General features: G+C 66.4%; 12 protein-coding genes. 11 read left to right on the forward strand and 1 reads right to left on the reverse strand.

The genetic code is table 11. The features are described 5' to 3' along the window. The first annotated feature begins 158 nt into the window (after positions 1 to 158). Genes F1654_RS10220 through F1654_RS10230 form a run of 3 tightly spaced genes read left to right on the forward strand, consistent with a single transcriptional unit; the run spans position 159 to position 4,957 of the window. A complete protein-coding gene (locus F1654_RS10220) occupies positions 159 to 731 on the forward strand; it encodes a TetR/AcrR family transcriptional regulator (protein ID WP_150023457.1) in 573 nt (190 codons plus the stop codon). After that, complete coding sequence (locus tag F1654_RS10225; protein WP_150023458.1) at positions 728 to 1,810, forward strand: efflux RND transporter periplasmic adaptor subunit; 1,083 nt, start codon at positions 728 to 730, stop codon at positions 1,808 to 1,810. The genes F1654_RS10220 and F1654_RS10225 overlap by 4 nt, the downstream gene beginning before the upstream one ends. A gap of 33 nt (positions 1,811 to 1,843) precedes the next feature. Further along, the gene (locus F1654_RS10230) at positions 1,844 to 4,957 is read left to right on the forward strand and encodes an efflux RND transporter permease subunit (RefSeq protein WP_199200536.1); all 3,114 of its coding nucleotides are present in this window, start codon (positions 1,844 to 1,846) and stop codon (positions 4,955 to 4,957) included. On the opposite strand, the gene F1654_RS10235 is transcribed toward F1654_RS10230, so the two are convergent. Continuing rightward, positions 4,951 to 5,937 (reverse strand): lysozyme inhibitor LprI family protein, encoded by a 987-nt coding sequence (locus F1654_RS10235; RefSeq protein ID WP_150023459.1) that lies wholly within the window; start codon positions 5,935 to 5,937, stop codon positions 4,951 to 4,953. The two genes, F1654_RS10230 and F1654_RS10235, sit on opposite strands and share 7 nt — an antisense overlap. Positions 5,938 to 6,152: 215 nt before the next feature. On the opposite strand from F1654_RS10235, the gene F1654_RS13920 reads away from it, so the two are divergent. The 8 genes from F1654_RS13920 (at position 6,153) to F1654_RS10270 (ending at position 12,291) form a co-directional block, all read left to right on the forward strand. Further along, a complete protein-coding gene (locus tag F1654_RS13920) occupies positions 6,153 to 6,296 on the forward strand; it encodes a hypothetical protein (protein ID WP_199200537.1) in 144 nt (47 codons plus the stop codon). A gap of 128 nt (positions 6,297 to 6,424) precedes the next feature. Beyond that, positions 6,425 to 6,751, forward strand: a complete 327-nt coding sequence (locus F1654_RS10240; RefSeq protein ID WP_150023460.1) for a hypothetical protein — start codon at positions 6,425 to 6,427, stop codon at positions 6,749 to 6,751. A 249-nt stretch (positions 6,752 to 7,000) separates the two neighbouring features. Beyond that, complete coding sequence (locus tag F1654_RS10245) at positions 7,001 to 7,339, forward strand: hypothetical protein (protein WP_150023461.1); 339 nt, start codon at positions 7,001 to 7,003, stop codon at positions 7,337 to 7,339. A gap of 138 nt (positions 7,340 to 7,477) precedes the next feature. Continuing rightward, positions 7,478 to 7,858, forward strand: coding sequence for a hypothetical protein (locus F1654_RS10250; RefSeq protein ID WP_150023462.1), 381 nt, complete (start codon positions 7,478 to 7,480; stop codon positions 7,856 to 7,858). 96 nt (positions 7,859 to 7,954) lie between these two features. Next, a complete protein-coding gene (locus F1654_RS10255; RefSeq protein ID WP_150023463.1) occupies positions 7,955 to 8,320 on the forward strand; it encodes a hypothetical protein in 366 nt (121 codons plus the stop codon). 59 nt (positions 8,321 to 8,379) lie between these two features. Further along, complete coding sequence (locus F1654_RS10260) at positions 8,380 to 9,090, forward strand: response regulator transcription factor (protein WP_150023464.1); 711 nt, start codon at positions 8,380 to 8,382, stop codon at positions 9,088 to 9,090. Between the two features lie 7 nt (positions 9,091 to 9,097). Continuing rightward, a complete protein-coding gene (locus F1654_RS10265) occupies positions 9,098 to 10,411 on the forward strand; it encodes an ATP-binding protein (protein WP_150023465.1) in 1,314 nt (437 codons plus the stop codon). 83 nt (positions 10,412 to 10,494) lie between these two features. Continuing rightward, positions 10,495 to 12,291, forward strand: a complete 1,797-nt coding sequence (locus F1654_RS10270; protein ID WP_150023466.1) for a hypothetical protein — start codon at positions 10,495 to 10,497, stop codon at positions 12,289 to 12,291. The last annotated feature ends 66 nt before the right edge of the window (positions 12,292 to 12,357 follow it).

The following is a 12,357-nucleotide window of genomic DNA, read 5'->3' on the forward strand; positions in this document are numbered from 1 at the left end:
CAAGGAATTGTCACACGGCAAGTGCTTTGCCCATCCGGCGCCCTCCAAGCGTTTGCGGGAAAATTTTTCGCCTGATCTTGAACAAACCGTCTGGACGGTCTACTTGTCAAAACCGTCCAGACGGTATAGATGCAGTGCAGCAATCTTCCGGAGCGCCCATGGCCGATATCCGCCTATCTAACGACGCCGAACGCCCCACGCGCGAGATCATTCTCGACGCGGCCGAACGTGTTGTGGCGCGTGAAGGCTCGGGACGCCTGACCATTGATGCAGTGGTGCGCGAGAGCGGCTTTTCCAAAGGCGGGGTGCTTTATAACTTCCCGTCCAAGCAGGCCCTCATCGAGGGCATGGTGATGCGCCTCATCCAGCAGGCTCAAGGCGATTGCGATACGGCCCTGGCCGAGGCTGAAGCCAGCGGCGCCAATCCGGTGGCCGCGGTGATCCGCGCCATCCTCACCTTCAAGAGCGTCAATGGCGATCTGGCCATGGCAATGCTCGCGGCAGCGGCGGAATCGCCCGAGCTGCTTGATCCGGTGCGCGACATGATGGCCCGCATCCGCGAAGACGTCATTTCACGCGCTCCGGATCCGGTGATGGCGCGCATCGCCCTTTTGGCCGCTGACGGCCTGCACCTTGCCGAGTTGCTAGGTCTCGGCCTGATCACTCCCGATGAGCAAGAGGCCGTTGAAGCCCGGCTCATCCAGCTGGTTTCGGAGCCCTCCCCGACATGACCCGCCTTCTCGCCCTGATTGCCCTGGCCCCTGCCCTGGCCTTGAGCGCCTGCAGCGCGCCGCCCGCCGAGACCGATCCCGCCCCGCGCCTGGCGCGGGTGGAAACAGTACGCGGTGCTGAGTCCGCCTCCATGCGCGAGTTTGTGGGCCGTGTGGAACCGCGCCTGAGCGTGGACCTCGCCTTCCAGGTGGGCGGGCGGCTGTCCGCCTTCCCCGTCATGGAGGGACAGATCGTGCCCGAAGGCACGGTGATCGCCCAGCTCGATTCCACCGATTTCGCCCGCGCGGTGCGCCAGGCCGAGGTGCAGCGCCAGCAGGCCAGCCAGAATCTGGAGCGCCAGCGCATTCTGCATGAGCGCGGCATCGCCTCGGACGCGGCTCTGGAGCAGGCCCAGACCGAACACGATCTGCAGAGCGTCTCGCTGGAAACCGCGCGCCAGAATCTGCGCTACGCAACAGTCAATGCGCCTTTCCAGGGCCTGGTCTCGCGCCGCCTGGTGGACAATTTCACCACCGTGGCCGCCGGCCAGCCGGTGGCGCGCCTGCAGGACATGAGCGAGCTGCGTGTGGCGATCCAGATCCCCGAGAGCATTGTCGCTGTGGTCGATCAGAGCCAGCCTGCCGACATCCATGCACGCTTCCCCTTCCTGCCCGGGCAGACCTTTCCGCTCACCTTCCGTGAACTGAGCGCCGAGCCCGAGCCGGCCTCGCGCACCTATACCGCCATGTTCGCCCTGCCGGGCGATCTGCCGGGCAATATCCTGCCCGGCATGACAGCCACGGTTATGGTCTCGCTCGACAGCCTGACCGGCAATGCCGAGCCAGCGCTGGTGCGCGCACCTGCCGGTGCGCTGAGCGCCGCGCCGGATGGCGGCTTCCGGGTGTACATCTTTGATGCCGACGCAGGAATCGTGCGCGAGCGCGAGGTGGAGGTCGGCCCCGTGGGCGGAGACAGCGTGGTGATCCGCCACGGCTTGGAACCAGGCGAACAGATCGTCACCTCAGGCGTCAGCGCCCTTTATGACGGCATGCGCATCCGCCCGATGGAAGGACGCAACGGCCTGCCCGCCGGACGCTGACGCTCACAAAAGACGCACCTCCAGGGGGACGCCATGGCCGACGCCGCACCACCCAAAGCCGCCATCTCCGTGGCGCGCCTGTCGATTGAAAAACCGGTGCTCACCTGGATGGTGATCCTGGCTTGCTTGCTGGGCGGCATTTACGGCATCAACACCGTGGCCCAGCTGGAAGATCCGGCCTTCACCATCAAGCAGGCCATGGTCTACACCGCCTATCCCGGCGCTTCGGCCGAAGAGGTCGAGCGCGAGGTGACCGAGCGGCTGGAAACCGCCATCCAGCAAATGCCCCAGCTGGACGCCGTGCGCTCCAAGAGCCAGCCGGGCATGAGCGAAATCCGTGTGGAGATACGCGACCGTTACGCCTCGGGAGACCTGCCCCAGATCTGGGACGAGCTGCGCAAGCGTCTGAGTGATGCTGCGCCGAGCCTGCCGCCCGGCGCGCGCACGCCGGTGGTGCTGGATGATTTCGGCGATGTGTACGGCATATTCTACGCCGTCATCGCGCCAGGCTATTCGGATGCGGAAATCCGCGACATCGCCGAGCTGTTGCGCCGCGAATTACTGGTCACGCCCGGCGTGTCCAAGATCTCCACCGACGGCGTGCCCGAAGAGCGCATCTATATCGAGATCCCCCAGGAAAACCTCGCCCGGCTCGGCCTGCCGGTGAATCAGGTGCTAGAAACCCTGTCCAGCGAGAATGCGGTGGTGGATGCGGGCATGGTCAGCGCGGGCGACGCACGCGCGCGCATCGACATGCCCGGCGCCATTGGCGGCGTGGACGCCATCTCCAATCTTCTGATCTCGCCGCGCGATTCCGGCCAGACCCTGCGCCTGTCCGATCTGGGCCAGGTCACGCGCGGGCCTGTCGAGCGCGCCGAGGTCTATGTCTATCACAATGGCCAGGCCGCCTTCACGCTGGGCGTTTCGGGTCTTCCGACCGCCAATATCGTGGATGTGGGCCGGGCGGTGGAGGCGCGCCTGGCCGTGCTCGCCGACGATTTGCCGCTGGGGGTCGAGATCGTCCCGATCTACAAGCAGCACCGGGTGGTGGCGAGCTCGATCAATAACTTCCTTATCTCGCTGGCGCTGTCTGTGGGCATCGTGATCGGCGTGTTGTGCCTGACCATGGGCTGGCGCGCGGGGATTTCCGTGGGCTCGGTGCTGCTGCTGACGGTTCTGGGCACGCTGTTCTTCATGTCGGTGTTCGGCATCACCATGCAGCGCATCTCGCTGGGCGCGCTGATCATCGCCATGGGCATGCTGGTCGATAACGCCCTGGTGGTGACCGAGAACATGCAGGTGGCCGTCCAGCGCGGGGTCAAACGCCTCAAGGCCGCCGAGGACGCCGCCGCGAATACGCAATGGCCGCTGCTGGGCGCCACGGTGATCGGGATCATGGCGTTTTCCGGCATCGGCCTGTCGCCTGATTCCACCGGCGAGTTCCTGTTCTCCCTGTTCGCGGTGATCGCCATCTCGCTGATGCTCAGCTGGGTGCTGGCGCTGACCGTGGCGCCGATGATCGCCTATCACCTGTTCAAGTCCGAGCGCGGCGCTGACGCCGACCCCTATCGCGGGCGGATGTACAAGAGCTATCGCGCCGCGCTCATCGGCGCCCTGCGCCGGCGCTGGATCACGGTCGCGGCCATGGTGACCGTGACCATCGCCAGCATCTGGGGCTTCGGCTTCGTCAAATCGGCCTTCTTCCCCAATTCCAACACGCCGATGTTCTTCGTCTCCATAACCCAGTCCCAGGGCACGGACATCCTGGCTTCACGTGATCTGGCCCGCGACATGGCCCGCTGGGCCTCTCAGCAGCCCGGCGTCACCCAGGCTGACGCCTTCGCCGGGCGCGGCGCCACGCGCTTCATGCTCACCTATAATACCGAGCAGCCCAATGCGGCCTTCGCCCAGCTGATCGTCCAGACCGCGCGCACTCGAGACATTCCTGATGTGGAGGCGCGCATCCTGGACCATCTGGCCCAGACCTATCCCCACGTGGAGGCGCGCTCGGACCGCATCGTGTTCGGCCCGCCCTCGGGCGCCCAGCTGGAAGCGCGCTTCAAGGGTCCTGACGCCCAGGTGCTGCGCGCGCTGGGCGAGGACGCCGTGACACACCTGCGCGAGGAGGCAGGCGTGCGTGATCTGAGGATCGACTGGCGCAACCGCGCCCTGACCCTGACGCCCCAGATCATCGAGGCGCGCGCGCGCACGGTCGGCGTGACCCGGGCCGATATCGGCGAGGCATTGCGCCTGGCCACGGACGGGGAGCGGGTGGGCGTCTACCGCGAGGGCATCGACCTCATCCCCATTATAGCCCGCGCTCCGGCGGCCGAGCGCGCCAATCCGGACAATCTGTCCGACCGTCTGATCTGGAGCCCGGCCCAGAACGCCTATGTGCCCATGTCCCAGGTAGTGTCAGGCTTCACGCTGCAAGCTGAAGACACGCTGATCATTCGCCGGGACAAGGTGCGCACCCTGACAGTCCAGGCCAATCCCATGCCCGGCGAGACCGCCGCCCAGGCGTTCACCCGCTTCTCTGCAGTGGTGAACGCCATGGATATGCCGCGCGGTTACCGGGTGGAGTGGGGCGGCGAGTATGAAGCCAACCGCGAAGCCAACGAGTCGCTGGGCGGCGTCTTGCCGATCAGCTTCATCGTCATGCTCACGGTCAGCTTCCTGTTGTTCATGACCGTGCGCCAGCCGCTCATCGTGTGGCTGATCGTGCCCATGTCGATCTGCGGGGTGACGGCGGGGCTGCTGGCCACCGGCATCGCCTTCTCCTTCACCGCGCTTCTGGGCCTGTTGTCGCTGTCAGGCATGCTGATCAAGAACGCCATCGTGCTGATCGACGAGATCGACCGGCGGCGGCGTGAGGGCGAAACCGCCTGGGGCGCGGTGGTGGACGGCTCGGTGAGCCGCCTGCGACCGGTCCTGCTGGCGGCGGGAACCACGATCCTGGGCATGACGCCGCTTCTGGGCGACGCCTTCTTCCAGGGCATGGCGATGACCATTATTTCCGGTCTGGCCTTCGCCAGCATCATCACCCTGATCGCCGTACCGGTGATCTACGCTCTGTTTTTCACCATCAAGGAGCCGGACAGCGGCTTGCAAGCACCGGTACAGAATGATCCGACGCCCGCTCAGTAGCGGGGCCGGATGACGCGCACTTCGATCCATTCCAGCGACCGGGTCACGCCCATCAGCGAGAAGGTGGCCATACGGTCTTGGCCGCGCGCATCCACATACTGAACCGTAAGACGCCCGCCCCGGCGCATAGCGTCCACCAGGCGCGCGGTGGAATCAGCGTCCGACAGGACAAAAGCGCCGCTGGCGTCGGCCGCATAATGGGTCTGGGGCCGGAAGACCACCGGATTGCGTCCGTCCACGCGCACCGAGATCGCCCGCGCGCCGTCCACCGGGTGAGCCGTGGAAGTGAACACGATGTCATAGCCGCGACCGGTCGGGCGCGCGCGCAGCTCCAGCCGGTGATCCTCCCGGTCCGCGCCGCCCGCCGTGGTAAAGGCGCCGCACAGGCCACCACGCCGGCAGCGCGCGGTCCATTGCTGGAAAGTCTCGCTCTCCACCGCGCAGAACGGACCTTCGCAAGCCTCCGAGTCGCCTGCGCCAGGGGCGCCGGGCGTGCCTGGATAGACGAATCCGGAATCGATCTGCGCCGCAAGCTCGGTCAGGCGCGCACGCTGTGAGCGCAGCAACGCCACCCGGCAGGACGTGGCCTGCAGATTGCGCTCTGCGAAAGTCTGGCCGAGCATCGCGCCTTCGAAATCGCACTGGAAATCGAGATAGCTGCGCCAGGTCTCGCGCGCGAAGCGCAGCGCCTCGGCCTCGCCGGCGCGCCGGAACTGGTCCTCACGCCCGCTGACCATGGCGTCCAGCCGGTTGAAGGCGATGTCGTAATGGCTCTCGGCCTCCAGAAGCAGGCGCGACAGGCAGGCGCGCAGCTCCAGCTCGCCCCCGGCCGTGCGCCGGCATTCATCCAGCGGCGTGGCGGCGTAATATCCACCCCACAAGGGCGTGGACGGCGACCAGCGCGCATTGTCGGCGATCGCAGGCGCGGCTACGAACACGGCGGCCACGGCGATCACCCTGACGATGGCGGATACAGACATGGTGCAATTCCCCTCCCGGCTTGGAGCCGGTGCGTCCCCTGCCGCCCCCAGCCCCTCGATTCCGGGCATGATAACCCGGAACTCAGGGGGAGGATAAGGCTTTGTTAACCATAAGTCACGCTTTCCGCAGCCCTGCCGCGCGGTGCTCAAAGGGTTGTCTGACAAGGCCCCGCCCCTAAGTGAAATAGTGACCGAAGCAGAAATAGGGTCGGCAATTGACCATTGAGGAAACCAAGACAGAAGCCCGTCAGGGCGTGCGCCGCAAGGATCAGGAGCGCGTGTTCAAATTCTCCCTTCCCATCGCTGTGATCGGGCTGGGCGCCGTGCTGGTCCTGGCCGTGATGCTGCGCGGTTTCTGACACAGAAAGGCCTTGGCGGACGGGCTCGCATTGCATTGCGCGCCCATACGGACATGATAATGTCCGTCCCGCTCCGGAGCCGCTGTCGAGGACAGCGCGCTGCTTGCCGGAGCTGTGGGACAACTATCATGAAGACTGTTCTGTTTGGCGCTGCGTCAGCCCTTTTGCTGGCGGCGGCCTCTTTTGCTTCGCCTGCTGGTCAGGTTTTTGAAGTCACCGAGACCAACACCGCCTACACCGTTTCGTTCGACGCCGAGGGCGGATACGTGATCGAAACCGCTGACGGTTCGGCCACAGGCGTCTGGACCCTCGAGGAAGGCGTGCTGTGCTTGACCGCAGCAGACACGGGCGAAAACCGGTGTGCGCCCTGGACCGATCTTGAGGTCGGCCAGTCGGACGTCACCACCGACTGGTCCGAGGACGGCGCGGCGATCTCCATCACCCGCATCGAATAGGCCGGTTGCCTGATTTCAGGCTTGCTGAAGCCCCGCGCCGGCCGCCGGCGCGGGGCTTTTTCATGCCCGGACGCCTGCGTGCGCCCGCAAGACAAGGGCCGCCATATTATGGCGCCCAATTTGTCACGGAATCGCCCTCAAGTCTTTAGCATCTGTATGCTAGTATTCATCTTGCTCTGTGATGACTGTTTCTGGGAGGGCTCTGAATATCAGAGCAAATATGGATGAAAACTTACCGGAGGCAATGTTATGGACACCCCCACCAAATCCATTCTGTTTGGCGCTGCGTCAGCCCTGTTTCTGGCGTCCGCCTCCTATGCTTCACCCGCCGGGCAGGCATTCGAGGTGACCGGAGCAGAAGCCAGCCACACCCTCTTCTTCGACGCCGAGGGCGGCTACACCAAGCAGACCGATGAAGGCGCCAAGGTCGGCGCCTGGACCCTGGAAGACGAGGTCCTGTGCCTGATCCCGGCCGATGACCCCGAACCGCGCTGCGGCGGGTGGGTCGATCTTGAGGTCGGCGAATCGACCATCTCCACCGAATGGTCCAGGGACGGGTCGGAAGTGACCATCCTGCGCATCGAATAGACCCGCGCCTGACTGGGAAACCCCGCGCCGCCCCCCCGGCGCGGGGTCTTTCATGTCCAGAGGGAATTGGCGCGGCTCTTGCGTCTGATGACGCGATGGTCAAGTCTGCCACATGGGTGGCGAAGGGGGTATTGCGCCATGAAACACTTCATGAAAGCGGCATTGGCCGCATTGCTCGCGGCGCCGGCCGCGGCGTCACTTGTCTTCGCAGTCCCGGCCGGCCAGGCCGAGGCCCAGTCTGCGCTCGGACCGGAGGGGCGCGTCTACGCCATCGACACCCGGCAGGGGCGGTACACCGCCCAGTTCCGGCGGGGCGGAGTCTATCAGGACAGCCGGCCGCGCACCGGCCATTGGCAATTTGACGGGCGCACGCTGTGCGTAGTGTTCAACGCCGCCGGCCGCAGCGAACCCGAGTACGAAATCTGCAAGCCTTTTCATGAGCTGTCCGTGGGCGAAAGCTACGAAACCAACGCCTGGACCCGTGACAACAGCCCGGCGCGCATCACCCGGGTGGAATAGCGTGCTTGGATCAAGACGGGCGCGGCGCAAGCTGCTATGGTGATCTTTAAGGGAAACTGGGCCACGCGGCCCGCCAAGACTTGAGGGAGTCTGTCCATGGGCCGTTTGTTTGGTCAGATGACCGGGCGTTCGCTGCGCCTGAGCATCACGCTCTTCCTGGCGTTTGTGATGTCCTATCTGTTTCTGGGCGTGCTGGCCTTCCAGTTCCCTGAAACCTTGCGGGTCCTTCTGCGCTGGGCTGCGGACGCCGAGCGTTTCCTGACCACCACGGGCCTGCCCGCGCGCTACAATAATTTCATCGAGATCTATTTGAGCAAGGCCACCATCCTTCTGGTGTTCCTGACGATCTTCTCGCGCATCGTGATCGCGGTGGTCGCCACCATCGTCAACGAATCCTTCCGCTCGCTGGGCCCGGCCAAGCCCAAGACCGCCCAGCCGCGCCGGCCCGCGCCGGCCCGCTGAAGACGCCATTGGCGCAAGGCGCGCCGTGCGGCATGATCGCATCATGACCCCGGCGCGCCATGTCTGAGCCCAAGCCTCATCATGTGCTGGTCGTCGATGATGACGACCGCATCCGCGACCTGCTCGCCCGTTTCCTGCGCGAGCGGGGCTTGCGCGTATCGCCTGCACCGGACGGGACGCGCGCTCTGGCGCTGATGGAGCAGATCAGCTTCGATCTCATCATTCTGGACGTGATGATGCCGGGCCTGGACGGGTTTGAAGTCACCCGGCAGGTGCGCGCGCGCGCCGCCACGCCGATCCTGCTCCTGACCGCGCGCGGCGAGCCCGAGGACCGCATTCGCGGCCTGTCGCTGGGCGCCGACGATTATCTGGCCAAGCCCTTCGAGCCTGAGGAGCTGGTGCTGCGCGTGCAGGCGATCCTGCGCCGCGCCCTGCCCCGGATGCGCGGGCCGTCAAAAGTGAGCTTTGGCGACTGGCTGTTTGAACTCGACACGCTGCGTCTGACCTGCAAGGGCGAGGCGGTGCGCCTGACCGGCGGCGAGGCGGCCCTGTTGCAGGCGCTGGCCGCCCAGCCGGGAGAAGCCGTCAGCCGCACCGCCCTGTCCGAGCGCGCCGCCGCCGGCGCAGGCGAGCGCGCGGTCGATGTCCAGATCACTAGGCTGCGCCGCAAGGTGGAGGCTGATCCCAAGACGCCAGTCTGGATCCAGACCGTGCGCGGAGAAGGCTACCGCCTGGTGGGCGAGCCGGTATTCGCGCCGGCGCGCGGGTGAGGCGGCCATGCGGCTGAGCATCAAGCGCTATCTGCCCAAGGGCCTGTTCCAGCGTTCGCTCCTGATCATCGTCCTGCCCGTCGCCTTGATGCAGGGCGCGGTGACCTGGGCATTCTTTGAGCAGCACTGGCGCACCACCACCGCCCGCCTGTCGGAGAATATCGCCGGCGATGTGGCCCTGATTGTGAAAATGCATCAGCGCGCCGATGGCGAGGGCTTTGACCAGATCGCCGATATCGCCTTCACCACGCTGGGCCTGTCGGTGGAGTTCCGTAAGGACGACGCCCTGCCCACCACGCGCCGCACGGCGTTTTTCCGCGTGCTGGACCGCACGCTGCGCCGGGCGCTGTCGAGCAAGCTGAACGAGGCGTTCTGGTTCGACACCACCCGCTATCCCAACTATGTGGATATCCGCGTGGAAGCCGAGGGCGGGGTCTTGCGCTTCATCGCCGCGCGCGATCAGGTATTCGCCACCACCGGGCATATCTTCGTGATCTGGCTGAGCGGCGCCACGCTGATCCTTCTGACTGTGGCGATCTTGTTCATCCGCAATCAGGTCAAGCCGATCCGCCATCTGGCCGAGGCCGCCGAGGCGTTCGGGCGCGGCCAGGACATGGAGCGCTTCAAGCCCGCCGGGGCGCGCGAGGTGCGCCAGGCCGCAAGCGCTTTCCTGGACATGCGCGCGCGCCTCAAACGCCATATGGAGCAGCGCACCCAGCTTCTGGCCGGGGTCAGCCATGACCTGCGCACCCCGCTGACCCGGCTACGCCTGCAGCTGGCCCTGATGCCCGACAGTCCCGAGCGCGAGGCGGCCCGGCGCGATATCGCCGAGATGGAGGCGGCGCTGGAGGAATATCTCGCCTTCGCACGCGGTCAGGCCGGGGAAGAGCCTGAAGCGGTCGATCTGACCGCGCTGTGCGAGACACTGGGCGATGACGCCGCGCGCCAGGGCGTGGATCTGCGCCTTGATCTGGAAGAGGGCCTGAGCGTCCACGCCCGCGAAGGCGCCCTGAAGCGGGCGCTGGCCAATCTGGTGCAGAACGCCGCCGCCCACGCGGGCGACGTGGCGCTGAGCGCCCGGCGGGAAGGATCACGCATCGAGGTGATCATTGATGATGACGGGCCCGGCATTGAACCCGGCCAGCGCGAGGAGGCGTTCCGCCCGTTCAGCCGGCTCGACCCGGCCCGCAACGCCAACCGCACCGGGGTGGGGCTGGGCCTGGCCATCGCGCGCGACACGGTGCGCGCCCATGGCGGTGAGCTGCGCCTGGAAACCTCGCCATTGGGTGGCTTGCGCGCACGGGTCAGCCTGCCCGCCTGAGCGACCCGCCTTGACCGCGCCGCATGGGCGCCGTGACATGCAGGCAAGGGGTGCATCGGCCAAAAGGACAGGGAACCGTCATTATGAGCATTAGCTGGATCACCGCCGCAGCTCTGGCGGCGGGCGCCGCTTCTGCGCCTGCCGGGCCGCATCTTGCCGGAGAGGACTACATCACCGTGCGCGGTGCGCCGCTCGAAGCGCTGGCCGAGACGCGCTGGACGCGCACGCGCGCGCCCCTGGACGGCGATATCGCCGCAGCGGCCAATGGCGTAGTCTTCGCCGCCCGGCTGGGTCCGGACTGGGCGCAGTGGCGCAGCTCAGGCGGCGCGGAGACCCTGGCCGACTGGCGCACACGCCGGCTCCTGACCCTTAGCGAAGACGGAGAGCGCCTGACCAACGCCAGCCTTTATGGAGAGACCCGCAGGCGGCTGGACACCTATGTGGCCCTGTCCGGCGCAGGCGCGCTGGAGGAGATCGATTTCGGCGAGGCCGGCGTGTTCCATCGCATCTGGCTGGAGGCCGCCATGGGCCTGGCCGCCCAGCCCGGCGCGCTGGAGATCGAGGAGAGCGATCACGGCTTCACCGCGTCCTTCGATGGCGAGCGCATTTTCCGCGCCGATTTCGGCGGCGGGGAGGCCAGCCTGTGCGAGGCGGAGTCTCTGACCGGAGGCGCGGCGCGCTCGGCGCGCCTATGGCTGCGTCATGCGGCCCCCGTCCATCCTGATCTGTTGGACCAGCTGGCGCAGGGCGAGCGCTTCCCCTGCGCGTTCGAACTGACCGTCTACAGCCCTGACAGCCCGCAAGGGCGGCTGGAACGCTGGGTGATGCACGCCCCGCCCGCTGAGGCCGCTGAAGAATCCGAAGAGCAAGACGCAGCGGAAGCTGCCGAATCTGAAGCGGCGGAAGTTGAAGAGACTGCCCCGGATTCAGATGCCGCCGAGGACCAAGAGGCTGAAAGCGAGGCAGAGACAGAAGCCGAGACGCCGGAGCCCAGCCTCACAGAACTGCTCGACCGGCTGGCCAGCGGCGAGGATGTGGATGCGGACCTGATTCTGCGCGCTTTGGACACCCCTCGCGCAGCACCTGCCACGGCCCCGGCGCCTGACCCCAGACCTGCACCTGCGTCCCGCCCGGCGGCTTTTGACATGGACGAGGCCCTGATCCTGCGCCTGCCCCATGCCAGCGGCGCGCGTCTGGCGATCAAGGGGGATGATTATCTCGAAACCGCCGGTCAGGCCGCGCTGGCCGCGGTGCGCGGAGAGATCAGCCCTCCTGATGCGGCCGATTTCTATGAGGAGTTCGAAATCGCGCGCTCCACGGCCCGCTTGGCCGAGGCCCTGCTGATCAGCGTGCAGGAAACTCATCATTTCGGCCCCTGCCCGCAGGATGCAGTGGTGGGCGGAGAACGTCTGACTTGCACGCTGGTGCGCGATCTGGCGCGATCTGGCGTCGGCAATGCGCAGTTTGAACGCGCGGCGGGCGGTATTGACGCGGCCCTGGAAGGCGCTCACCGCAGCGCAGTGGAATCGCTGTCACCCTTTGTTGATCTGGAAGGCCCCGGCGGCGTCGCCGCCCGGCTTCTCACCGCCAGCGCCCTGATAGGATGGGGCGCCGACGGTCTGGCGGCCCGGCCTGATCTCGATCCGGTAGGGCTGATGCTGGAGGCCATTGAGGAGGACCCGTTGGCGCCGGACGCCTACTGGCGTCTGGGCCAGCGCTTCATGGAGGCCGGCGCGCCCGAGACCGCCTGGACGCTCTATGATCTCGGTCGCAATCTGCCCGGGCGCAGCGATCCGCCAGCCCTGGCCGGAATCGTCACGATCGAGGCGCGTATAACCGAGCTGGCGCCCCAATGGCTCCCCGATCACACTGCCGACTGACATGCCCGGGCAGCGCATTTTCACCGCTTGCTAACCGTGCTGTTTGACCGGGCGTTAAGCGCAAAA

This window comes from Alkalicaulis satelles, from assembly GCF_008630495.1.
GTDB classification, from domain to species: domain Bacteria; phylum Pseudomonadota; class Alphaproteobacteria; order Caulobacterales; family Maricaulaceae; genus Oceanicaulis; species Oceanicaulis satelles.